Source organism: Variovorax sp. OAS795 (assembly GCF_040546685.1).
Taxonomy (GTDB): domain Bacteria; phylum Pseudomonadota; class Gammaproteobacteria; order Burkholderiales; family Burkholderiaceae_C; genus Variovorax.
Genome location: NZ_JBEPOH010000001.1, coordinates 3,065,905 through 3,088,871, shown reverse-complemented (window position 1 = coordinate 3,088,871; position 22,967 = coordinate 3,065,905). Strand labels below are relative to the sequence as shown.

Sequence of the window (22,967 nt, the reverse complement as noted above, 5' to 3'; positions counted from 1 at the left end):
CGATGGTCTTCAATTCTTCCGAAAATTCGGAATCGAATCTCTCTTCATCGTCCGCAGAACCTTCAAGCAGCGCTCCTCTTTCGATAGTGCCCGGCCTGTGGCGGCGAATGGCATGCTGGCTCTACGAGGGCATGCTGCTGTTCGCCGTGGTGTTCGTCGCGGGCTGGCTGTTCAGCACGCTCGGCCAAATGCGCGACGCCATGGACGCCCGCAGGCACCTGCTGCAGGCCTTCCTCTTTGTCGTTTTCGGCGTCTACTTCGTCTGGTTCTGGACCCGCGGCCAGACCTTGGCCATGAAGACCTGGAACATCCGCATCGTCGACCCGCACGGTCGCCCTGTCACCCAGCGCCGCGCGCTGGCGCGCTACCTGCTGAGCTGGATCTGGTTCCTGCCGCCGCTCGCCGCCATCGCACCCTTCAAACTGTCGGGAGGAGAATCGGCGGTGCTGATCTTCGGATGGGTGGCCGTCTGGGCATTGCTGGCCCGCTTTCACCCTGAGCGCCAGTTCTGGCACGATGCCTGGGCCGGTACGCGGCTCATCACCTCCAAGCCCATGAGCCGCCAATGAGTGCCCTGCCCAAGTTGCCAGACCCCGCCGTGAACCCGCAAAAGTCCCGCAAGGGCCTGGAGCGGGTGTGGCACGCCACGCTGATCTCGCTGCAAGGCCTTCGCGCGGGATGGAGCGAGCCGGCGTTCCGCCAGGAAGCCGTCATGTCGATCGTGATGATGCCGGCGGCGTTCTGGCTCGGCCGTGGCTGGGTCGAGGTGGCCCTGCTCGCCGGAAGCGCCGTGCTGGTGATGATCGTGGAACTGCTCAACACCGCCGTCGAAGCCGCCATCGACCGCATCGGGCCCGAGTGGCACGACCTCTCCAAGCGCGCCAAGGACATGGGCAGCGCCGCCGTATTGCTGTCGCTTGCGCTGTGCGGCGGCATCTGGCTGGCGGCTTTGTGGCAACGCTTCGCGTCATGAAGGCGCCTGCCGCCCAAGGCATGATGGCGGCATGAATCCTGAATTTTCGATCTGTGTGTATTGCGGCTCGCGCCCCGGCGAGCGGGCCGAGTTTTCGGATGCGGCGCAAGCCGTCGGCGAGTGGATCGGCGCGCACCGCGGGCAGTTGGTCTACGGCGGCGGCCGCACGGGGCTGATGGGCACCGTGGCCGAAGCCACCCGCAACGCCGGCGGACGCGTCGTCGGCATCATTCCCAAGGCCCTGGTCGACCGCGAGCTGGCCAATCCGCTGTGCGACGAACTCCACGTGGTCGACACCATGCACGAACGCAAGGCCATGATGGGCGAACGCGCCGACGCCTTCATCGCGCTGCCCGGCGGCATCGGCACCTTCGAGGAACTGTTCGAGATCTGGACCTGGCGCCAGCTTGGCTATCACGACAAGCCCACAGGCATCCTGAATACCGCCGGCTACTACGACGGCCTGCTCGGCTTCCTGGCCCATAGCGTGCGTGAAGGATTCATGGGCGAATGGCAGATGGGGCTGATCCGAGCCGGAACCGACCCCATCGAACTGCTCAGCGCCCTGCGCGCCGAAGTGCCGCTGCACCCCCGAGACGATCGACTGGCTGAAAACCTGTAGCGCCCGGCCGCGAAAACCAGTCGGTCAGACGGCGTTTTCGTTCTCCTCGCCGGTGCGGATGCGCACGATGCGCTCCACTTCGGTGACGAAGATCTTTCCGTCGCCGATCTTGCCGGTGCGCGCCGAATTGACGATCGCCTCGATGCAGCGTTCCACATCGCCCTCGTTGACGACCACTTCGACCTTCATCTTCGGCAGGAAGTCGACCACGTACTCGGCACCGCGATAGAGCTCCGTGTGGCCTTTCTGCCTGCCGAAGCCCTTCACTTCGGTCACCGTGAGGCCGGTTACGCCCACTTCGGCCAAGGCTTCGCGCACGTCCTCGAGCTTGAAGGGTTTGACGATGGCGGTGATCTGCTTCATGGTTTATGCGCTCCGGCGGTTTCGTTGAACTTGCTGCTGATAGGGTAACGCCAATCCTTGCCGAAAATGCAATGGGTGACCCGGATGCCCACGGACGCGCGGCGCCCGCCGTATTCATTGGTCTCGTCGATGCGCTCGTCGTGTTGCATGTTGCGTGCCAGGACGCCGTGCCGCGCCATTGCCGTGATGTCTTTGAGACCGGCCGAAGCGGCGGCGATGCCTTTCGCGGCATCATCGCAAGCTTCATCGAGCGCGGGGCGAAGACAAAAGTCCTCTGCCCCGCAGCCGGCACCCGCCACGAAAATGAATTGCGCCATGGCGAGCACGAGCGTCATACGGAAGGAAGAAAAAGGCTTGAACGATTATGTCATTCGGGTGGTCGCGTCGCTGTCGGATCTGAGCCCGAAAGCATGGAACGCGCTGCTCGCGGGCGAGGCGGAACCGTCGCCTTTCATGCGCCACGAGTACCTCGTTGCGCTGCACGAGAGCGGCAGCGCCTCGCCGGAGAGCGGATGGACGCCGCAGTACATCACCCTGTGGCGCGGCGGGGAGCTGCGGGCCGCCTGCCCTGCGTACATCAAGACCCACTCGTACGGTGAATACGTGTTCGACTGGGCCTGGGCGAATGCCTATGAACAGCACGGGCTTGCCTACTATCCCAAGGCCGTGGTGGCGGTTCCGTTCACGCCGGTGCCCGGTGCACGCCTCCTGGCGCGCGATGCGCAAAGCCGCACGCTGCTGGTGCAGGCATTGGTGGCCTGGTGCAAGCAGGAAGAGCTTTCATCGCTGCACCTGCTGTTCGGCGCGGATGCCGACATCGCCGCCTGCACCGAAGCGGGTTTGATGCTGCGCAATACGGTGCAGTTTCACTGGACCAACGCGGTGCGCGGGGATTCGGATCCAGCGATCGGCTACGCGGATTTCGACGCCTTCCTTGCCAGCCTGTCGCACGACAAGCGCAAGAAAATCCGCCAGGAGCGGCGCAAGGTGGCCGACGCCGGCGTGACTTTTCGCTGGTCGCGCGGCGCCTGCATCGCAGCGGCGGACTGGGACTTTTTCTACCGCTGCTACGCGCGCACCTACCGCGAGCATGGCAATCCGCCCTACCTCTCGCGCGACTTCTTCGGCCGCATGGCGGACACCATGCCCGAGGCCTGGCTGCTCTTCATCGCCGAACGCGAGGGAAAGCCGATTGCCGCGAGCCTGATCGCCCTTTCCACCCACGACGATGACGCGCTGGTCGCCTACGGCCGCTACTGGGGTGCCGTCGAACGCGTCGACTGCCTGCATTTCGAAGCCTGCTACTACCAGCCGCTGGCCTGGTGCATCGCGCACGGCGCCAGGCGCTTCGAAGGGGGCGCGCAGGGCGAGCACAAGATGGCCCGCGCCCTGATGCCGGTGAAGACCACGAGCGCCCATTGGCTCGCGCATCCGGCGTTCGCCGATGCCGTCGAGCGCTTTCTCGAACGCGAGGGCGAAGGCATCGAGAACTACATGGACCACCTGGGCGAACGCAGCCCGTTCAAGGCCGGTTGAGGCCCCGCGGATGGCGGTCGCCCCCCAATCCGGGGCTGCTATAAACGCGCCCAAGATCCAACAAAAGAAAGAAGTCGATGCCATTCGTCGGACTGGGGCTGCACATCCTCGTTGCGCTGTTTTTCGCGGTGCACGCGATGCGCCATGGCAAGCAGATGTACTGGCTCATCATTCTTTTCAGCTTCCCACTGCTGGGCAGCATCGTGTACTTCGTGATCGAGTACCTGCCCGCCTCACGCATGCAGCGCACCGCCGGAAAAGTGGCGAGCGCCGCCATCGGCTTCATCGATCCCGAGCGCGAATACCGCGCGGCCACCGAGGCCTACGACCTCGCACCCACGGCCCAGAACAAGCTGCGCCTTGCGAAAGCCGCACTGGACAAAGGGCAGGCGGCCGACGCGGTAGGGCACTATCGGGACGCGCTGACAGGTCCGCTCGCATCCGATCCTGAATTGCAGTTTGGCCTGGCCAGCGCCCTGCTGGCGGCCGGCGGCTCGGCCTCGGGCCGCGAGGCGCTGCAAGCGCTCCAGGCCCTGCGTGCCGGACGCGACGACTACCGCCGGGACGAGGTGGCCGTGCTCACCGCCCGCGCCTTGGCCGTTGATGGACGCCAAGAGGAGGCACGCGAGGCCTTCGAGGCCGCGCTGAGCCAGTACAACACGGTCGAGGCCCGTGCCCGCTACATCGCCTGGCTGGCCCAGCAAGGCGACACCACCGGCGCGCAGCGCCAGTGGAGCGAGCTCCAGCAGGCCGCGCGCCACTGGAACTCGCATGCACGCTCGGTCAATCGCGAATGGCTGCGGCTCGCGGGAGACGCGGTACAGGGCTGAGGCGCCGCTGCAGGGCGCCCGCCCCCGCCGAACGGAACTGCGCTTTTTACTTCTTGTAGGCAGCGATGCCGTCGATGACTTCCTTCTTGGCGGCATCGATGCCTTCCCAGCCCAGCACCTTGACCCACTTGCCCGCTTCCAGGTCCTTGTAGTGCTCGAAGAAGTGGCTGATCGCCTTCAGGCGCATCGGGTTCACGTCGTCGACCGACTTCCAGTGGCTGTAGATCGGCAGCACCTTGTCGGTGGGCACGGCCAGCACCTTGCCGTCCACGCCGGCTTCGTCTTCCATCATCAGGATGCCGAGCGGGCGGCATGGCACGACGACGCCGGGCAGCAACGGGTACGGCGCGATCACCAGCACGTCGACCGGGTCGCCGTCGCCCGACAGCGTCTGCGGCACGTAACCGTAGTTGGCCGGGTAGTACATCGCGGTCGTCATGAAGCGGTCCACGAAGATCGCGCCCGATTCCTTGTCGACTTCGTACTTGATCGGGTCGGCATTCATCGGGATTTCGATCACGACATTGAAGGCGTCGGGGATGTTCTTGCCGGGGGAGACTTTGTCGAAGGACATGACGTTTTCGGGTAGTTGAAAAGTATGAGGGGAGATGGGGACAAACCCGGAGTTTACTTTCCGGGCCATGGCGCGGTCGCACACGCCCGCGTTTTTGCCTGTAAATTGCAACCGTTGGCCAATCGGCTCGCCACTTCGGTGCAGCGAGCTTCGAGGAAGCAACGCGACGGAAAACCTGGGTCCCGTACGCGTTGCGCGCAGGATCCATGCTGTCCGTCTCCACAAGTCACAACGAACGAATGGAGAAGCTAAGCATGATCGGCAACACCCCCCTGATACTCGCCATCGTCTGCGGCCTCGTGGCTGTCGGCTACGGTTTCTGGGCGCGAAGTTGGATTCTCGCCAAGGACCCCGGCAACGCGCGGATGCAGGAAATCGCGGCGGCCATCCAGGCCGGCGCATCGGCCTACCTTGCCAAGCAGTACACCACCATCGCGGTGGTCGGCGTGGTACTGGCCATCCTCATCGGCATCTTCCTGGACGCGACCACGGCCGTCGGCTTCGTGGTGGGCGCCGTGCTCTCGGGCGCCTGCGGCTTCATCGGCATGAACGTGTCGGTGCGGGCCAACGTGCGCACCGCACAGGCCGCCACCCAAGGCATCGGCCCGGCGCTCGATGTCGCGTTCCGCGGCGGCGCCATCACCGGCATGCTGGTCGTGGGCCTCGGGCTCCTGGGTGTCTCGGTCTTCTACTGGTTCCTCGCGGGCAACGGCAACCTGACGCCGGACCGCAGCCTCTCGGCCATCCTCAACCCGCTGATCGGTTTTGCCTTCGGCTCCTCGCTGATCTCGATCTTTGCGCGGCTGGGCGGCGGCATCTTCACCAAGGGTGCCGACGTGGGCGCCGACCTGGTGGGCAAGGTCGAAGCCGGCATTCCCGAAGACGACCCGCGCAACCCCGCCGTCATCGCGGACAACGTGGGCGACAACGTCGGTGATTGCGCCGGCATGGCGGCCGACCTGTTCGAGACCTATGCAGTCACGCTCATCGCCACCATGGTGCTGGGCGCGCTGATGGTCACGGCGGCACCGGTGAACGCGGTGCTCTATCCGCTGGCGCTCGGCGGCGTGTCCATCATCGCCTCGATCATCGGCTGCTTCTTCGTCAAGGCCTCCCCCGGCATGACCAACGTGATGCCGGCGCTCTACAAGGGCCTGGCGGTGGCGGGCATCCTGTCGCTGATCGCCTTCTGGTTCGTCACGGCCTGGCTCATCCCCGACAACGCCATTGCCCCGAGCGGCAGCCAGCTCAAGCTGTTCGGCGCGTGCTTCGTGGGCCTGGCGCTCACGGCGGCCCTGGTGTGGATCACCGAGTACTACACGGGCACGCAGTACAAGCCGGTGCAGCACATCGCACAGGCATCGACCACGGGCCACGGCACCAACATCATCGCGGGCCTCGGCGTCTCGATGCGCTCCACGGCATGGCCGGTGATCTTCGTCTGCGTCGCGATCATGGCCTCGTACATGCTCGCGGGCCTGTTCGGCATCGCGGTGGCCGCGACGGCCATGCTCAGCATGGCGGGCATCGTGGTGGCGCTCGACGCCTACGGTCCCATCACCGACAACGCCGGCGGCATCGCCGAGATGAGCGAGATGCCCGCCAGCGTGCGCGACATCACCGACCCGCTCGACGCGGTCGGCAACACCACCAAGGCTGTGACCAAGGGCTATGCCATCGGGTCGGCGGGCCTCGCCTCGCTGGTGCTCTTTGCCGACTACACCCACAAGCTGGAAAGCTTCGGGCTGAACATCAGCTTCAACCTGAGCGACCCGATGGTGATCGTCGGCCTCTTCATCGGCGGGCTGATCCCCTACCTGTTCGGTGCCATGGCCATGGAAGCCGTGGGCCGCGCGGCGGGTGCGGTGGTCGAGGAAGTGCGCAGGCAGTTCCGCGAGATCCCCGGCATCATGGAAGGCACCGGCAAGCCGGAATACGGCAAGGCCGTGAGCATGCTGACGGGCGCGGCCATCAAGGAAATGATGATCCCCTCGCTGCTCCCGGTGGTGGTGCCGATCCTGGTCGGCCTGCTGCTCGGGCCCAAGGCGCTGGGAGGCCTGTTGATGGGCACCATCGTCACCGGCCTGTTCGTTGCCATTTCGATGTGCACGGGCGGCGGCGCCTGGGACAACGCCAAGAAGTACATCGAGGACGGGCACCACGGCGGCAAGGGCTCCGAGGCGCACAAGGCGGCTGTCACGGGCGACACGGTGGGCGACCCCTACAAGGACACGGCAGGTCCGGCGGTGAACCCGCTCATCAAGATCATCAACATCGTGGCGCTCCTGATCGTGCCGCTGGTGGTCAAGTTCCATGGCGGGGATGCGGCGGCGGCCATGCCGCACAAGGTCGAGACGCCGGCGGCGGTGACAGCGCCGGCGGCTTCGTCCCCGCCAGCGGCGGCGCCCGTGGCACCGGCCGCCCCGGCTGCGTCAGGCACCGTGAAGTGAAGGCCGCGCCCTGATGCCCTCTACCCAAAGGCTCGAAGCCTTCATTGCCGCCGTGGAAAGCGGCGCGCATGCCCAGGCCATCGAGAACTACTACACCGAGGACGCGACCATGCGCGAGAACCAGGCCGAGCCGCGGCGCGGCCGCGGCACGCTGGTTGCCCAGGAGCAGGCGGTGCTCGAGCGCACCGAATCCGTCGCGTCCACCTGCGTGCGCCCGGTGTTCGTGAACGGCGACCACGTGGTGATCCGCTGGGTGTTCGACTTTCGCTTCAAGGGCGGCAAGACGATGCGCATGGAAGAGCTCGCCTGGCAGCGCTGGGAAGGCGACCGCATTGCGCAGGAAGAGTTCTTCTACGACCCTGCGCAACGCAAGCCGGCCTGAGGCAGAAACGCCCTACCCGAGGCTTTCGGCCGCCACCGCGCGCACCAGCCGGACGGCCGGCGGCCACAGCTGTCGCGATGCCGCCGACCACCGTCATGGCCATTTCGCCGGTCAGGTGTGCGGCGGGACCCGGGGAAGTGCCGTTGCTGTTGATGGCCGCCTGGATCCGGGCATCGGTACGATTGTGTACCAATGTGAACTTACCAGGCTTTTTTCATGACCGATCTCGTGGTGCGCCGGCTTCTGATCGACCTGCAGACGCCATTCGAGCGCAATTGGTGCGGGGGCGATGCATTCGCCACGGCCTTCTTCAATGCGCTGTCGATGAGCTTTCCGTTCGGCGAGCAGTTCTTCATCGACGCCGTGAGGGATGTCGTGGCGACGCTGTCCGCAGAAGACCAGGACAAATTCCGCGCCGACGTGCGCGGCTTCATCGGCCAGGAAGCCACGCATCGCCGCATCCATGCGTTGTTCAACGCGCACCTGGAGAGCCAGGGTTTGGTCGATGGCTGGTCGCCCCGGGCCGCCAGCCGCATGCAGCTCATGGAGGGCGCCGATCCTCGCCACGCACTCGCAGTGACGGCGGCCACGGAGCATTTCACCGCCATGTTCGCCGAATGGCTGCTGGCCCATCCCGAAGTGCTCGAAGGGGCGGAATCGCGCCTCGCGACCATGTGGCTTTGGCACAGCGCGGAAGAACTGGAACACAAGGCCGTCGCCTTCGATCTCTACAAGGCGGCCGGTGGTTCGGACCCGTGGCGCAATCGATGGTTTCGCCGCGTGACGCTCATGTTCCTCGGGGACCTGGCGCGCCAGACCGTCGCCAACCTGCGCCATGAAGGGCAGTTGTGGAAATGGGCGACGTGGAAGAGCGCCGGGCGCATCCTGATGGGCAAAGGTGGCCTGCTTCGAGGCAACTGGGGCGCCTGGCGCAGCTACTTCCGCGCAGACTTTCATCCGGCGCATCAGGACAGCAGCCTTTCGGCGCGCTGGCTCGAAGACAATCGCGCGCAGTACACGCCGGTGGGCGCTGCAGCGGCCGAGGCGGCTGCAGACTTTCAGTAGAAGGCGCGGCTCAGTGGGCGGGTGCGCCAGCGCCCTGCTGGGGGCGCAGCGTCAGTTCGTGCAGGGTGTCGAAGTCCGACGGCGTATCGGGCACGCGCATGACCGGTTCCTCTTCGGTCAGCGAAGCGACCCAGAGGCCCGCAGGCGAATCGGCCGGCTCATCGTTGGCGAAGGTGCCGTCGCGGATGTAGAGGGTTTCGCCCTCCGCCCGCTCCGCATGCAGTTCGACGAGGCGCGCGATCGAGAAGTTGTAGGTCACGAGCTTCTCGCGCGTGCTGCTGTCCTTGCCGCCGCAATTGAACGAGCCTTCGGAGGAGATCACGATACAGGAGCCTTCGACGCCCGTGTCGACATGGCTCCCCGTGCGCCAGACGGCATTCGGAAGCCGCACGCGGACCTTGTCGATCACCAGGTCGCGCAGCCGGTTGAGGGTCCCGAGAGGTGGGACCAACGAGCGCAACTGCCGCAGCCGTTCCGCAAAGGTGTCGTCCATGAGGAAATCGACGTGGTGGGTTGCGCTGCCGGAAGAGCGCTTGACAACCTGCATCACGACATGGCGCGGCTTACTCATTGCAAGTCCTTCCGCAGATCGTCCGGCGCTGGACGGTGCCTGTATACAAAATCATTTGTCGTCGACTACAAATTAGAACTTTTTATTGACGCAATTCATGCATCATTTGTTTCTAACTGTATATCTATTCCAGACATTGTGGAAAGAAAATCTGCAATACCGGTACGGGATATGTCGCAAAAGCGACGCCCCGGCAGACGTCGGTAGATTCCGGCTTATTCCAGCGATTCGTCCAGTGCCTTGCACGACGGCGCGCACACCGTTTGAGACTTGCCGAGCACCTGGCGGGTACGCAGCTGCGAGCGCACGCGGTGCTTTCCGCACATAAAGCAGGACATGGTGGCACCGCTGAACGACGCCGAGGCGCGAAACGGCGAACCGGGGGTTTTCGATTTGTAACGCAGGCCGTCGGCCACCACGGCGGTCTTGACCTCAGCTTTCGCCATCGGCTTTATCCTTTTTGGGTTCGGTATTGCGCATTGCGCGTTCAATGGCTTTCCTGGCGCTGACTTCGGCGGCAAGTGCCGCATCGAGCGCCGATCGGCACAGGCCAGCATGTTGATAGTTCAGATTTTCGTACACCTCGGCAGCTGCCGGGTACGCATCGAGCAGTTTGCCCAGATCGGCGCCGGGCTCGACATCGCTGAATTCGTGCACCAGGTGCTCGACCACCGAACGGTATTGCTCGGCGCTGACGGGAACGGCACTGTGCTCGAGCCGTTCCAGCAACTGGGCCAGCACATGGGTCACTGACAGGTCGGTCTTGGGAGACGGTTGGTCGGTCGTGTTCATGGTTTGCATCTGGGGGCAGCATACGCCTATGCAAGTGGCTGCTCCGGCGCGGGGGCTGTCTCGCGGGCCGCACGCATGCGCTGGAGCAGGCTGTGGAGCATCTCGGTCGACAACCCATGGATGACCAGCCGGTGGCCGGCGCGCAAGGTCGACAGCGGCACCAGCGGATGCTTGTTGTTCACCAGGATCAGGTGCTCGGGGGCGCCCAGCAACGTGGCCGCGTAGATCCCGATGGTTTCGTCGAGTTGCAGCGAATTGGCGGCCCGCCAGAAATCGTTGTCCGTCAGCATCAGCTGGTACATGGGCGTGAAAAGCTCGATGGCGCTCTGCAGGTCCAGAAAATTGAGCCTGCCTCGCGGCATGTCCGAAAGGCGCAATCCTGGGTCCTTGATCATCGAAAAGTCGACATCCGGCGCCTTGCCGAGCACCAGGCCCTGGTTGCGCAACGCCTGGTTCAGGCGGATCACGAAGTTGAACAGGTTCAGGTCGTGCTTCAGGAACATGTCGTCCTTCAGGGCATCGATGTCGGCCGGTTCCAGCGGCGACGTGCCGACCGGCGCGGGCGAATTGCGGCCGATGAAAGCCAGCACCTGCGAGCCGAGGTGAAAGTGGCGCAGGATGAGCCAGTTGGCTTCGGGCGACACGAAGCGCTTCAGCCCCCAGGCCAGCAGGCGGTGCAGCAGCTTCGAATGCGACCAGTTGCGCGGCACGAAAACCTTCACCACCTGGATCAGGATGATCGTCAGCCGCGCCACAGGCCGCAGGAACGGCAACAGGTATTGCCGCGAGCCCGAACTCGAATCAGCCAGCCATGCCGCCTTGACCTCGTCCGGCAGCGGGGTGCTCTGGTCGAGATAGAGCGCAAGCCAGGGACTGGGGTCGCGCTCGTCGTGCGCCCGAGCAAGAAAATCAGGCATTCGACTCATGTGGCGTGCGCTCCGTGATGTGCTGAAACTGCATCAGGTACAGCGCCGCCGCATGGCGCGCGGTATCGATGATCTGGCGGGCCGCCCTGCCCCGTCCGCCGTCCCTGCCTTCTTCCACTGCCATCACCATCTCGACCGCTGCGAGCCAGCGGTTCAGGTGGTGCTCGTCGTTGTGGCCGTGGTATTCGAGAAAGCGGAACGCATCGGGCGGCAGCTTCAGGCCCGCCTTGATGAGCGGCAGCAGCGCGGGCACGATGCGCTGGCCGGTTCCTTCGATGATGTAGATGGCGCCCAGCAAGCCGATGGGGTCGCGGGTCGCGGCCAGCCCGTGCAGGTAGGCATTGAGCGCCTCGCCGCCGGGGTTGCGGCGCAGGTCGTCGATGCGGGCCACGGTGCCGCCGGCTTTCTTGTAGTCGCTGAAGAGAATGTTGAAGTCTTCCTGCTCTTCGCCCGCATGCACGTCGATCAGCGCCGCGAGCGCCTTGTACGGCCCCGTCAGCGAAGCCGCGCCTTCGCGCATCCAGCGGCTGCCCTCGCGCACCTGCGGAATCCATTGTTCCATCCAGTTCAGGTAGTCGGGCAAGGCGAAGCGGCGTTCGCGGATCTGGCGGATCAGGGGGGTGCGCCAGGCGCGGGAGCGGTAGTCGTGCCAGATGCCGGCCAGTTCGGTCAGCAGCGCGCCCAGGCCTTCCGGCGCGGCGGCCGGGTCGTGCGGCGGCGCGATGACGCCGACATCGTCCGGCGCCGGTTCGGTGGCCATGCGCGGAGCGGCCACCGGCTGGGCCGGTGCGCCGGCCGCCTCGACCTCCAGCAGCATGTAGGCGGCCATGAAGCGCCCGGATTCAGGCACATAGCAGAAGATCTGCTCGCCGGGCTCGAGGGCCTTGGTGTGCAGGAATTCCGCCAGCATGACCAGGATCGACGCCGCGCCGGTGTTGCCGCGCCAAGCCAGGTTGCTCCACCAGCGCTCCCGCGGAATCGCAAGGTCGGCCTTGGCCATCAGGTCCTCGACCACCGGAATGAATTTTTCGGAGGAGTAGTGGCACAGGAAATGGTCCACCCGCTTCGGATCGACCCAGCCGCCTTGCACCAGCGTCGCGTACTCATGGATGCCGATGTCGAACAGGTGCGGCAGCAGGCGGATGTCCTGCCGCAGCGACAAGGCGCCGGCGGCTTCCGCCTCGGCCCATGAGCCGAAATCGAGGTGGCCGCGGGCGCGGTCCTCGGTCAGGCCCAGTTGCATGCACACGGGGTAGTCGCCCGAGAACGCGCGCTGGTGCACCCATTTCAATCGCAGCCGCAGCCCCGGATTGCCCGCCAGCCCGGGCATGCCGTCGGACAGCAGCAGCGCTCCGGCGCCGTCGGAAAGCATCCAGCGCAGGAAGTGCGAATCGAAGTCGGTTTCGTAGCCTCGCGCAGCGAAGCGCGAGCGCTTGAAGAGGCGCGAAGGCATCTCGCTCGCCACCGCCAGCGCGCTGCGATGCGCCCCCAGCTCGATGCCTTGCGCGGCCGACTGGATGGCCGACACACCCGCGGCGCAGATGCCGTGCACCGACAGCGTTTCCATCGGCGCCGCCGCCAGTTCGCCCTGGATCATGTTGGCGAACCCCGGCATCAGCGTGTCGCCTCCCGAAGACCCGCTGGCCAGCAGCGAGACCCGCGACAACTCGGCCCCGCCGCGCTGCAGGCAGTCGCGGATCGCGCCCGCCGCCATCTGCGCATTGGTGTGGCGCGTGACGCCCTCCTCGTCGATCGCATAGTGCCGCGTGAGAATGCCGTTCTCGGCCAGGATGCGCCGCTTGATGCGCTCCGACATGCGGTTGAGCGGCGCAACGTAGGTATCCATCCGCTCGTTGGGAATGGGTTCGCCCGGCATGAAATAGCCGGCGCTCTCGAGGTAGACGCGTTGAAATGGGACGGGCATGGTTCAGTGAGTTGAAGACTCGGGCGGCACGGATGGCATCAGCGGGCGGCTGCGAAAACGCGGCCACAGCGCGCCCAGCACGAAGACGCGAACCATGTAGGGCACGAGGCCCTGCTCGTTGAGCACGGGATCGACCCGTGCGCGATAGCGCGTACGGTGCAATTGCGTGAGCTCGGACCAATGGACATGCGGATTCTCGTGATGGGCGGTGTGCAGGCCGATGTTGAACAGCAATGGGTTCACCAGCCCCTCGAAATTGCGCGCGTAGTTCAGGCAGCTACCGGCGGTATCGCGCGGCGCCTCCGCCTTGGCATCCCACCCGGGCCGGCGCCCGTCGGCGTGCGCATGCTGCAGGTAGTTGGTCGCCAGCAGCCAATGCAATCCATGCAGCTGGGGCACGATGACGAACAGCAGGGCCTTGCGCCAATCGAGCAGCAACAGTGCGCCCCAGCTGCCGAGCCACAGCGCGTACTGCGCCATGCAATAGCGCCAGGGCCCGGGCTGGTGCCTGCGAAGCCGCCCCAGCCAGCCGAGGAACACCGGCACCAGCACCCACACCGCCTGGAACGGATGCAGCAGGTAGCCGCGCATGTCATTGGTGTCGCCGCCGAAACGGTAGGTGCGCGCCACATCGCGTGGCCCATGCCGGTGGCGATGATGATTGGCCACGTGCGCCGGCCAGAAAACAAAGGTGGGATGTCCCTGCAGCAGCGTGATCCAGAAGTCGGTGAACCGGTTCATGCGCCGCCCGCGCCACATGCGCAGGTGCACGTGGTTGTGATGGATCACGCCCACGCCCAGCGTCAGGAACAGCATCGGCCCGTAGAGCAGCGCATCGAAGCCATGCATCCATTGGCACGCCGCCAACACCGGCAGCGCCACAAGGTAGGCAAGGCTCTGCCAGTCGCGCCAATGGCGCAGCCGCGGCGGACGGTGCGCCGCCTCAGGCCGGCGTGCCATGCTGCCGTTCGCGCTGTTGCCTGGTGCGGAAGGCCGCGAACTGGGGCTCGGCCGCATCGGCGGCAATGCGCGTGCCGAACAACCGGTCCATGAAAGTGAACTGGAACCCGTAGTTGCCGCCGTGGCACGCATGGTGCAAATGGTGGCGGCGGCTGGCGGCGAACCAATGGCTGTAGGAGACGCGGGGGAAGTAATCGTAGTTGGAGTGGCCGATGCTGTTGAAGAACAGGCTGAACAGCGGCACCGAAGCGAGCGACCAAAAGCTGAAATCGTGCAGCAGCATCGGCAGCAGGATCACGTTGCCGAGCATCACCGCCTCGATCGGATGGAAGCTGTAGGTGGCCCAGGGCGTGGTCACGACCGAGCGGTGGTGCGGCCCGTGAAAACGCCGCAGCCACCGCGTGTGCAGCAAGCGATGGTTGAGCCAGAAGTGAACATCGTTCCAGACCGCGAGCACCAGCACTTCGGCAACGATCTGGCGCCAGCCTGCATCGCCGTCCAGCCGCGCCCAGCCCAATTGAAGCAGGCCCCATGGAAAGACCATGCCGAGCCCGAAGACGAGCACAGAAACACCCGACTGCGCCAGTTCGCGCCGCAGTTGCCCCGGTTGCAACGGCCTAGGGTCCAGCGTGCGGCCGATGTCCAGCGCCGGCAGCAGCCGCTTCGTGAGCAGCCAGTTGAGCGCGCCGAAGCCCAGGTAGATACCGCCGAAAAAAGCCAGTCCCCACAGCATCACCTGGAGAACGGACAACGAAGCAAAGGTTTGCGCCATCCCCCGAGGCTACAGCAGCATTTCGGGAACCAGCGGCGCGATGATCATGTTGTGAAGCCGCTGGAAAAACGTTGATTCGGGTTCCGAGGTCAAGATGATTTCCTTCTCGCCATCGGTCGTGAGCCACTGCAGCGTGCCCGTGTCCTTGGCGATGCGCAGGCGGTAGGAATTCTGCAGCTTGCTGATGTTGATGACCCGCAGCATCTCGCGCGCGAGCTGCGGGCTGTCGACCACCAGCCCCATCTCGGTGTTCTGGCTCGCCGAGCGCGGGTCGAGGTTCATCGAGCCGATGAAGATGCGCGTCTTGTCGATGGCCGCGGTCTTGGAGTGCAGCCGCCCGAGCGACTTGCCGAACATGCCGAAGCGCTCGCCCGCGGTGGTGCGCTGCGGGCTCAGCTCGTACAGGTCGGCGCCGCCCCTGAGCAGCCGCTCCCGATAGCGCGCATAGCCCGTGTGCACCAGCGGCTCGTCGTTGGCCGCCAGCGAATTGGTCAGCAGCGTGAGCTTCACCTTGCGCTTGGCCAGGTCTTCGAACGCCGCCATGCCGCGCTCGCCCGGCACCAGGTAGGGAGAGGTCAGGTCGACCTCGACCTTGGCTTCCATCAGCAGCGTCCAGACCTTCATCGTCACGCTGGTGGCGATGGCCTCGTCCTCGGTCATCGTGGTCGGCTTGGTGGGTGGATCGGCAATGGCGCGGGCCTCGCCCCACAACAGCCCGAGGCGGCCTTCATCCAGTTCTTCGGCAATCGGTCCGTAGCCCAGGATGTCGGAGGGCGGCAGCACGATCTTCGGCGGCGCGGCCGCCATGCCGATCCAGCTGTCGAAGTCGGCGGCCGTGGGCGTACGGCCGCCTTCGCCGCGAACGATGTCGGCCACCGGCCAGACCTGTTCGCTGTTCCAGTAGGCATCGAAGATCGACTCGAGCTGCGGCAGCACCTTGCCCACCACGAGCGCGTCCATGTCGATGAAGTTCTGTGCCTCGCTGAGCACGAAATATTCATCGGCGATGTTGCGCCCGCCGACCACGGCCATCGCCCCGTCGGCGACGAAGAGCTTGTTGTGCATCCGGTGATTGAGCCGGCCGATCTCGTGCGGCGACGCCGCGAAGCGCGACAGGAAGCCGCTGCGACCGCAACAGAACGGATTGAACAGGCGCACCTCGACATTGGGCGCCTGCGAAAGCGCCAGCAGCAGTTGCTGGCTCTTGACGGTGTAGAGGTCGTCCACCAAGAGCCGCACCTTCACCCCGCGCGCGCCGGCCTCGCGCAGCGCACGCATCAGGAGCCGACCCGTGGCGTCGTTCTCGAACTGGTAGTACTGGACCACCAGCGAGCGCTGCGCGCGTTCGGCGAGTTGCACCCGCGCGTCCAGCGAATACACGCCGAGCGGCATCAGCCGGAAGCCGGAGTGCTCGCCCGGCGGCGTCGAGGCGAGAGCGATCTTCGCCAGCGTAGTGGATGGATCGACCGCAGCCGCGTTGACTGCCGCCCGCTCGCGCGCCGGCGGCAGCGAACCGCAGGCGGCCAGTGCCGCAAGCATGGCGACGGCAAGGCAGGTTCGCAGAATTTGAGTCCAGGCGTTCATGATGGTCGGTGCTCGTGGCCCCTTCGGTTTTTTCGATCCCTGCCATGGATACGCTCTCCGGCGCACGCCGGTTTCGTTTGCAGCCGCCTAGAATTCGTTCCACACCCGTCTGGAGTTACACCATGGCAAGACCGATCCTCTCACGCATCGCACTGATGTCGGTCGCTGCCGGGCTGGCGCTCCCTGCCTGGGCCGCCCTGGACATCGGCGACCCGGTCCCCAAATTCACCGCCAACGCCGCGCTGGGTGGCAAGACCTTCCGCTATTCGCTGGCCGATGCACTGGCCAAGGGCCCGGTGGTGTTGTACTTCTTTCCGGCAGCCGATTCCAGCGACTGCTCGATCGAGGCCCATGCGTTTGCCGAGGCTGTCGACCAGTTCGCCGCGCTCGGCGCGACCGTCATCGGCGTGTCGGCCGACGACATCGGCACCCTCTCCAAGTTTTCGGTCAAGTCGTGCCAGAGCCGTTTCCCCGTCGCCTCCGACGAATCCAAGGCCGTAATCAACGGTTTCGACGCGCTGATGCAAACCCGGCCCGACTTCGCCAACCGCCTGTCCTACGTGATCTCGCCGGATGGCAAGGTGGCGTACTACTACCAGAACCTGAATCCGGACAAGCATGTGGAGCGCACGCTGAATGCGGTGCGGGCACTGCCCCGGCCGGCTTCGGCCAGGTAAGGTTGCGCCGGCGGGTTTATCGGGCTTCGCGCAAAATCCTGTCCCATGCAACTCAACTTCATCGCCAACGCCGACGTCCCCTCTTCCTCCGGCCGCACCCTGCAGGTGCTCGACCCCTCGGACGGCCAGCCTTTCGAAGAGATCCAGCGCAGCAATGCCGCCGACATCGATTCGGCCGTGCGTGCGGCGCGCGATTGCTTCGAAGGCGTCTGGCACAAGGTGAGCGCGGCGGACCGGGGCCGGCTGCTCTACAGGCTCTCCCAGAAGGTTGCCGAGCACGCCGATGAACTGGCGCTGATCGAACAGCGCGATTGCGGCAAGCCGGTGAAGCAGGCGCGCGCCGACGCCCTGGCGCTGGTGCGCTATTTCGAGTTCTATGCCGGCGCCTGCGACAAGCTGCACGGCGAGACCATTCCCTACCAGGACGGCTACAGCGTATTCACCTGGCGCGAGCCGCACGGGGTCACGGGACACATCATTCCCTGGAACTACCCGATGCAGATCTTCGGGCGCAGCGTGGGCGGTGCCCTGGCGGCCGGCAACGTGTGCGTGGTGAAGCCGGCCGAAGACGCCTGCCTTTCGTTGATCCGGGTCGCCCAGCTGGCGGCCGAAGTGGGTTTTCCGGCCGGCGCGCTCAACATCGTGACGGGCTACGGCCACGAGGTGGGCGACGCGCTCGCCCGCCACGAAGGCATCGACCACATCAGCTTCACGGGCAGTCCCAAAATCGGCACGCTGATCCAGCAGGTGGCGGCCGAGCGGCACTGCCCCGTCACGCTCGAGCTCGGCGGCAAGAGCCCGCAGATCATCTTTGCCGACGCCGACCTGGACGCCGCCGTTCCGGTGATCATCAACGCCATCGTGCAGAACGCCGGCCAGACCTGCTCGGCCGGCTCGCGCGTGCTGATCCAGCGCGGCATCTACGAGCCGCTGCTGGAGCGTCTCGGCCATGCCTTCACGGCCCTGCGCGTCGGGCCCGCGGCCATGGACCTGGACGTCGGACCGCTGATCCGCCAGACGCAGCAGCAGCGCGTGTGGGACTTCCTGAGCGACGCCCAGGTGGCTGGCATCCCGATGGTGGCCCATGGCGTCGTGGTCGACGAAGCGCCCGAAACCGGCTTCTACCAGGCGCCCACCCTGCTGCGCGACGTGCCGGTGGACCACCGCCTGGCGCAGGAAGAAGTGTTCGGCCCGGTGCTTGCGGCAATGCAGTTTGCCGACGAAGACGAAGCCGTGGCGCTCGCCAATGCCACGCAGTTCGGCCTCGTCGCGGGCGTGTGGACAGCCGACGGCGCGCGCCAATTCCGCATGGCCAAGCGCGTGCGCAGCGGCCAGGTCTTCATCAACAACTACGGCGCCGGTGGCGGCGGTGGAACTGCCGTTCGGCGGCGTCAAGTCGTCCGGCTACGGGCGCGAAAAAGGCTTCGAGGCGCTGTACGGCTTCACGACACTCAAGACAGTCGCGATCAAGCACGGCTGACGCCGTATCGCGGGGCGTTGGCCGAGGCCGATACACTGCCCCGCAGCACTTATCCAGGAGACACAAACCGTGCGCGTCAAGGACAAATCCATCATCGTGACCGGTGCCGGCGGCGGCATCGGCGAAGGCATTGCCAAGCGGCTCGCGGCCGAGGGCGCCCAGGTGCTCGTGAACGACATCAACCCCGCGGCGGGACAACAGGTGGTGGAAGCGATCCTGCGCGATGGCGGCCGGGCCTCTTTCTTCGCGGCCGACGTGACGAAGTCTGCCGAGGTCAAGGCACTGGTCGAAGCCGCGGTCGAGCGACACGGCAAGCTCGATGCCATGGTCAACAACGCCGGCTGGACGCACCGAAACCGCCCCGCGCTCGAGGTCGGCGAAGACGAGTTCGACAAGTGCTACGCCGTCAATGTGAAGAGCATCTATCTTTCCACCGTGCACGCCGTGCCGGCGTTCCGTGCCAACGGCGGCGGCTCGTTCATCAACATCGCCTCGACCGCGGGCGTGCGCCCGCGTCCCGGTCTCACCTGGTACAACGGCTCCAAGGGCGCCGTCATCACCACCAGCAAGTCGCTGGCCGCCGAACTCGGACCCGACAACATCCGCGTCAACTGCATCAACCCGGTGTTCAACCCCGACACGGGCCTGGCCGCCGAATTTGCCGGCGGTCCGCTGACCGAAGAGCGCAAGGCCAAGTTCCGCGCCACCATTCCGCTCGGCCGTTTTTCCACCGCCCTGGATGTGGCCAATGCCGCGCTGTACCTGGCCAGCGACGAAGCCGCGTTCATCAGCGGCGTATGCATCGAGGTCGACGGCGCGCGCTGCGTCTAGGCCGTGCCCGAGTAGCCCTTTGCGGGTCGGCCCTTGCGCCATGGAGTAAATTGGCCGCTGCCCCATGAACAGCAAAAGCACCACCGTCATTCCGGTCTCCGAAATCGGCCGCGCGCGTCCGGCCGTCTCGGTGCCGGAGATCGCCGTGCCGGCTACGGGGCGCCTGCTCGACCGCCTGGGCCGCCCCCTGACCGACCTGCGCATCAGCGTCACCGACCGATGCAACTTCCGCTGCAGCTACTGCATGCCGAAGGACGTGTTCGACAAGGACTACCAGTACCTGCCGCACAGCGCCTTGCTGAGCTTCGAAGAGATGACCCGGCTCGCGCGCCTGTTCGCGGCCCATGGCGTGCGCAAGATCCGGCTCACCGGGGGCGAACCGCTGCTGCGCAAGAACATCGAGGGGCTGGTCGGGCAGTTGTCTGAGCTCCGCACCCCCGCCGGCGAGCCGCTGGAACTCACGCTCACCACCAATGGCTCGCTGCTGCAGCGCAAGGCGGCCGCCCTCCGGGCCGCGGGCCTGCAGCGCGTGACCGTGAGCCTCGACAGCCTGGACGACGCGGTGTTCCGCCACATGAACGACGTCGACTTTCCGGTGGCCGACGTGCTGGCCGGCATCGAGGCGGCGCTGGCCGCCGGGCTCGGGCCGATCAAGGTCAACATGGTCGTCAAGCGCGGCACCAACGAGCAGGAAATACTGCCCATGGCGCGCTACTTTCGCGACCACCACGGCGGCAAGGTGGTGCTGCGCTTCATCGAGTACATGGACGTGGGCGCCACCAACGGCTGGCGCATGGACGAGGTGCTGCCCTCGGCCGAGGTCGTCGCACGCATCGGCGCCGAATTTCCTCTCGTGCCCCTGGAGCCCAGCGCGCCGGGCGAAACCGCGCAGCGCTGGGCCTATGCCGACGGCGGCGGCGAAGTCGGCGTGATCAGCAGCGTGACCCAGGCCTTCTGCCATGACTGCAGCCGCGCGCGCCTGTCCACCGAGGGCAAGCTGTATCTCTGCCTTTTTGCCAGCGCGGGCCACGACCTGCGCCCCTTGCTGCGCGGCACCGCCCAGCGACGAAGACATCGCCTCCGCCATCGGCCACATCTGGCAGGGCCGGGCCGACCGCTATTCCGAACTGCGCGCGCTCCGCGGGCCCGAGAGCGCCGAGCAGGACGGCAACGACAACAAGGCGCCGCGACGCGTCGAAATGAGCTACATCGGCGGATGACCCCCACACAAGAACCCATTTCCCCCAGCGAGATCACCGGGCTGCTGCTCGCCGGCGGGCGCGGTTCGCGCATGGGCGGCGTCGACAAGGGCCTGCAGAACTTCAACGGCTCGCCGCTTGCCATGCACGCCGTGCTGCGCCTGGGCATGCAGGTGGGCGAGGTCATGATCAACGCCAACCGCAACCTGGCCGCCTACGAATCCTTCGGCGTTCCGGTCTGGCCCGACAGCCTGGCCGACTATGCCGGCCCGCTCGCGGGCTTCCTGACCGGCCTGGAACGCTGCGAGACGCCTTATCTCCTCACCGTGCCTTGCGACACGCCGCTGTTTCCGCTCGATCTCGCGAGCCGGATGGCCGAAGCGCTCGTCGCCGGCGGCGCCGAGATCGCCATGGTCAGCGCGCCCGAAGCCGCCGCCGAGCCCGGAGCCGCGCCGGTGCTGCGCCCCCAGCCGGTGTTCTGCCTGCTGCATACCGGGCTCGTCGAAAGCCTGGTGGAATTCACCCAGTCCGGCGGCCGCAAGATCGACGCCTGGACCGCGCAGCACCGCACCGTGCTCGTTCCCTTCGACCGGCCGGGCGATGCGCCCGACGCCTTCTTCAACGCCAACACACTGGCCGAACTGCACGCCCTCGAGAACCGATGAGCCGCATCGCCGACATCGCCGCGGTCCTCGACGGCTATGACCCCCACGCGCTGAGCGTCAGCGCAGTCCAGGCCTTCCTGGCGCATCTGGTGGCGCCGGCCGTGGTGTCGGCGCGTGAAGACGTCGGGGTGCGCGACGCACTGGGCCGCGTGCTGGCCGAAGACATCGTCTCGCCGGTCAGCGTGCCGCCGCACGACAACTCCGCAATGGACGGGTTCGCCTTCGATGGCGCGATCCTGCGCGACGACGCGCGCACGGACGAGTCCATCGAACTGCGCGTGGTGGGCACCGCGCTGGCCGGCGCTGCCGGGCGCGGCGCCATCGGCTGCGGCGAAGCGGTTCGCATCATGACCGGCGCGGTCATGCCCGCCGGGCTCGACACCGTGGTGCCGCAGGAATTCTGCAAGGTCGACGGCGAGCGCGTGAGCTTTCCGGCCAAGGCGCTCCGCCGGGGCGACAACCGCCGGTTCGCGGGCGAGGACCTGATGCAAGGCCACCCCGCCCTGAAGCGCGGCGAACGGCTGTCGCCCGCCGCACTCGGCATGGTGGCAAGCCTGGGACTGCCCTCGGTGACCGCATTCAAGCGCCTGCGGGTGGCTTACTTCTCGACCGGCGACGAGATCCTGAGCCTGGGCGACGCGCCGCGCGAAGGCGCGGTGTACGACAGCAACCGCTACACCGTGTTCGGCCTGCTCACGCGGCTGGGCTGCGAGGTCATCGACCTGGGCCTGGTGCGCGACGACCCGGCCACGCTTGCAGCCACGCTGAAGCGTGCCGCCGCCGAGGCCGACGCCATCATCACGAGCGGCGGCGTGAGCGTCGGCGCCGCCGACCACACACGCGCCGTGATGCAGCAGCTCGGCGACATGGCGTTCTGGCGCGTGGCGATGCGCCCCGGCCGGCCGCTGGCGGTCGGGCTGATCCAGCGCGAGGCGGCTTCTCCTTCGCAGCCCGGCGCCGCAGTGCTCTTCGGGTTGCCAGGCAATCCGGTGGCCGTGATGGTGACTTTTCTCGCCTTCGTGCGTCCCGCGCTGCTGCGCATGATGGGCTGCCACGAGATTGCCGCGGCACCGGCCCCGTTGCTGCGCGCGCGCAGCGCGAGCGCCATCCGAAAGAAGCCCGGCCGCACCGAATACCAGCGTGGTTTTGTCACCGCAGTGGCGGGCGCGCTGCCCGAAGTCCGCATCGCGGGCAACCAGGGCTCGGGCGTGCTGAGTTCGATGGTCGAGGCCAACGGGCTTGTGGTGCTGCACCACGACCAGGCCAATGTCGCCGCGGGCGACGAGGTCGACGTGATGATGTTCGAAGGCGCTATTTAGCTCGCCCCCACCCTTTACGCTTCAGAGCCGGCCCAGGGCCTTGTCCACGCCTTTGTTGGCGAGCATGTCCGCGCGTTCGTTGCCGGGGTCGCCCGAATGGCCCTTGACCCAGCGCCATTCGATGACATGGCCGCCCTCGGCCACCAGCTTGTCGAGTTTCTGCCAGAGTTCGACGTTCTTCACGGGCTGCTTGGTCGAGGTGCGCCAGCCCTTGGCTTTCCAGCCTCGGATCCACTCGGTGATGCCCATGCGCACGTACTGGCTGTCAAGGTAGAGAATGACCTTGCAGGGCCGCTTGAGCGCAGCCAGGCCCTCGATCACGGCCGTGAGTTCCATGCGGTTGTTGGTGGTGGCCAGCTCGCCGCCGAACAGTTCCTTCTCGGTAGTGCCCGACTTGAGCCAGGCGCCCCAGCCGCCGGGACCGGGATTGCCCTTGCATGCGCCATCGGTGTAGATCACGACTTCGTTCAAG

The 22,967-nt window shown here is 66.3% G+C and carries 24 protein-coding genes and 2 pseudogenes; 14 read left to right on the top strand and 12 right to left on the bottom strand.

Translation table 11 applies throughout. From position 1 onward, the window contains the following. Positions 1–2 precede the first annotated feature (2 nt). Genes ABID97_RS14865 through ABID97_RS14855 form a run of 3 tightly spaced genes read left to right on the top strand, consistent with a single transcriptional unit; the run spans position 3 to position 1,595 of the window. Positions 3–569, top strand: a complete 567-nt coding sequence (locus ABID97_RS14865) for an RDD family protein (RefSeq protein ID WP_354399215.1) — start codon at positions 3–5, stop codon at positions 567–569. Then, the gene (locus tag ABID97_RS14860; RefSeq protein WP_354399214.1) at positions 566–973 is read left to right on the top strand and encodes a diacylglycerol kinase; all 408 of its coding nucleotides are present in this window, start codon (positions 566–568) and stop codon (positions 971–973) included. The genes ABID97_RS14865 and ABID97_RS14860 overlap by 4 nt, the downstream gene beginning before the upstream one ends. Positions 974–1,004: 31 nt before the next feature. Beyond that, positions 1,005–1,595 (top strand): LOG family protein, encoded by a 591-nt coding sequence (locus ABID97_RS14855; protein WP_354399213.1) that lies wholly within the window; start codon positions 1,005–1,007, stop codon positions 1,593–1,595. A 24-nt stretch (positions 1,596–1,619) separates the two neighbouring features. On the opposite strand, the gene ABID97_RS14850 is transcribed toward ABID97_RS14855, so the two are convergent. Together ABID97_RS14850 and ABID97_RS14845 are read right to left on the bottom strand one after the other, a co-directional pair. Then, the gene (locus ABID97_RS14850) at positions 1,620–1,958 is read right to left on the bottom strand and encodes a P-II family nitrogen regulator (RefSeq protein ID WP_126746480.1); all 339 of its coding nucleotides are present in this window, start codon (positions 1,956–1,958) and stop codon (positions 1,620–1,622) included. Then, entirely contained in the window at positions 1,955–2,293 is a 339-nt protein-coding gene (locus tag ABID97_RS14845) for a hypothetical protein (RefSeq protein ID WP_354399212.1), read from the bottom strand. Before ABID97_RS14845 ends, ABID97_RS14850 begins: the two co-directional genes overlap by 4 nt. 19 nt (positions 2,294–2,312) lie before the next feature. Here ABID97_RS14845 and ABID97_RS14840 point away from each other — a divergent pair, with 19 nt between their 5' ends. Both ABID97_RS14840 and ABID97_RS14835 read left to right on the top strand, forming a co-directional pair. Next, positions 2,313–3,494, top strand: a complete 1,182-nt coding sequence (locus ABID97_RS14840; RefSeq protein ID WP_354399211.1) for a GNAT family N-acetyltransferase — start codon at positions 2,313–2,315, stop codon at positions 3,492–3,494. 77 nt (positions 3,495–3,571) lie between these two features. Beyond that, positions 3,572–4,324 carry a hypothetical protein gene (locus tag ABID97_RS14835; RefSeq protein WP_354399210.1) on the top strand — a complete coding sequence of 251 codons (753 nt, stop codon included), beginning with the start codon at positions 3,572–3,574 and terminating at the stop codon, positions 4,322–4,324. A 46-nt stretch (positions 4,325–4,370) separates the two neighbouring features. On the opposite strand, the gene ppa is transcribed toward ABID97_RS14835, so the two are convergent. Next, positions 4,371–4,898 (bottom strand): inorganic diphosphatase, encoded by a 528-nt coding sequence (ppa, locus tag ABID97_RS14830; protein ID WP_093019105.1) that lies wholly within the window; start codon positions 4,896–4,898, stop codon positions 4,371–4,373. Between the two features lie 254 nt (positions 4,899–5,152). On the opposite strand from ppa, the gene ABID97_RS14825 reads away from it, so the two are divergent. The 3 genes from ABID97_RS14825 to ABID97_RS14815 all read left to right on the top strand — a co-directional run bounded on the left by ABID97_RS14825 (position 5,153) and on the right by ABID97_RS14815 (position 8,795). After that, positions 5,153–7,348 (top strand): sodium-translocating pyrophosphatase, encoded by a 2,196-nt coding sequence (locus tag ABID97_RS14825; protein ID WP_354399209.1) that lies wholly within the window; start codon positions 5,153–5,155, stop codon positions 7,346–7,348. Between the two features lie 13 nt (positions 7,349–7,361). Then, on the top strand, positions 7,362–7,730 hold the full coding sequence (locus tag ABID97_RS14820; protein WP_354399208.1) for a nuclear transport factor 2 family protein: 369 nt from the start codon (positions 7,362–7,364) through the stop codon (positions 7,728–7,730). A 216-nt stretch (positions 7,731–7,946) separates the two neighbouring features. After that, positions 7,947–8,795 carry a metal-dependent hydrolase gene (locus ABID97_RS14815; RefSeq protein WP_354399207.1) on the top strand — a complete coding sequence of 283 codons (849 nt, stop codon included), beginning with the start codon at positions 7,947–7,949 and terminating at the stop codon, positions 8,793–8,795. 10 nt (positions 8,796–8,805) lie between these two features. Here the strand turns inward: ABID97_RS14815 and ABID97_RS14810 are convergent, their stop codons facing one another. The 8 genes from ABID97_RS14810 to ABID97_RS14775 form a co-directional block, all read right to left on the bottom strand. Beyond that, on the bottom strand, positions 8,806–9,366 hold the full coding sequence (locus tag ABID97_RS14810; RefSeq protein ID WP_354399206.1) for a hypothetical protein: 561 nt from the start codon (positions 9,364–9,366) through the stop codon (positions 8,806–8,808). Positions 9,367–9,581: 215 nt separating this feature from the next. Continuing rightward, positions 9,582–9,812 carry a hypothetical protein gene (locus ABID97_RS14805; protein ID WP_055800144.1) on the bottom strand — a complete coding sequence of 77 codons (231 nt, stop codon included), beginning with the start codon at positions 9,810–9,812 and terminating at the stop codon, positions 9,582–9,584. Further along, positions 9,799–10,167, bottom strand: a complete 369-nt coding sequence (locus ABID97_RS14800; RefSeq protein WP_503012772.1) for a hypothetical protein — start codon at positions 10,165–10,167, stop codon at positions 9,799–9,801. Before ABID97_RS14800 ends, ABID97_RS14805 begins: the two co-directional genes overlap by 14 nt. A gap of 17 nt (positions 10,168–10,184) precedes the next feature. After that, positions 10,185–11,084, bottom strand: coding sequence for a DUF6999 family protein (locus ABID97_RS14795; protein WP_354399204.1), 900 nt, complete (start codon positions 11,082–11,084; stop codon positions 10,185–10,187). Further along, positions 11,068–13,008: an iron-containing redox enzyme family protein gene (locus ABID97_RS14790; RefSeq protein ID WP_354399203.1), complete on the bottom strand. Its 1,941-nt coding sequence runs from the start codon at positions 13,006–13,008 to the stop codon at positions 11,068–11,070. The genes ABID97_RS14795 and ABID97_RS14790 overlap by 17 nt, the downstream gene beginning before the upstream one ends. 3 nt (positions 13,009–13,011) lie before the next feature. Continuing rightward, positions 13,012–13,968: a fatty acid desaturase gene (locus tag ABID97_RS14785; RefSeq protein ID WP_354399202.1), complete on the bottom strand. Its 957-nt coding sequence runs from the start codon at positions 13,966–13,968 to the stop codon at positions 13,012–13,014. Next, entirely contained in the window at positions 13,952–14,740 is a 789-nt protein-coding gene (locus ABID97_RS14780; protein WP_354399201.1) for a sterol desaturase family protein, read from the bottom strand. Before ABID97_RS14780 ends, ABID97_RS14785 begins: the two co-directional genes overlap by 17 nt. Before the next feature lie 9 nt (positions 14,741–14,749). Then, entirely contained in the window at positions 14,750–16,324 is a 1,575-nt protein-coding gene (locus ABID97_RS14775) for a phospholipase D family protein (RefSeq protein WP_354399200.1), read from the bottom strand. Positions 16,325–16,446: 122 nt separating this feature from the next. Between ABID97_RS14775 and ABID97_RS14770 the strand changes: the two genes are divergently transcribed. The 6 genes and pseudogenes from ABID97_RS14770 to moeA all read left to right on the top strand — a co-directional run bounded on the left by ABID97_RS14770 (position 16,447) and on the right by moeA (position 22,495). Beyond that, positions 16,447–17,001, top strand: coding sequence for a peroxiredoxin (locus tag ABID97_RS14770; protein WP_354399199.1), 555 nt, complete (start codon positions 16,447–16,449; stop codon positions 16,999–17,001). A gap of 45 nt (positions 17,002–17,046) precedes the next feature. Further along, a pseudogene (locus ABID97_RS14765) lies at positions 17,047–18,481 on the top strand (aldehyde dehydrogenase family protein). A 69-nt stretch (positions 18,482–18,550) separates the two neighbouring features. Next, on the top strand, positions 18,551–19,312 hold the full coding sequence (locus ABID97_RS14760; protein WP_354399198.1) for an SDR family oxidoreductase: 762 nt from the start codon (positions 18,551–18,553) through the stop codon (positions 19,310–19,312). Positions 19,313–19,376: 64 nt separating this feature from the next. Then, positions 19,377–20,532, top strand: a pseudogene (moaA, locus tag ABID97_RS14755) (GTP 3',8-cyclase MoaA). After that, positions 20,529–21,176: a molybdenum cofactor guanylyltransferase MobA gene (gene mobA / locus ABID97_RS14750; RefSeq protein ID WP_354399197.1), complete on the top strand. Its 648-nt coding sequence runs from the start codon at positions 20,529–20,531 to the stop codon at positions 21,174–21,176. Before moaA ends, mobA begins: the two are co-directional and overlap by 4 nt. After that, a complete protein-coding gene (gene moeA, locus ABID97_RS14745; protein WP_354399196.1) occupies positions 21,173–22,495 on the top strand; it encodes a molybdopterin molybdotransferase MoeA in 1,323 nt (440 codons plus the stop codon). The genes mobA and moeA overlap by 4 nt, the downstream gene beginning before the upstream one ends. Positions 22,496–22,516: 21 nt before the next feature. Here moeA and rnhA read toward each other — a convergent pair whose 3' ends face one another. Next, entirely contained in the window at positions 22,517–22,966 is a 450-nt protein-coding gene (gene rnhA / locus ABID97_RS14740; RefSeq protein WP_354399195.1) for a ribonuclease HI, read from the bottom strand. Position 22,967: the final 1 nt, after the last annotated feature.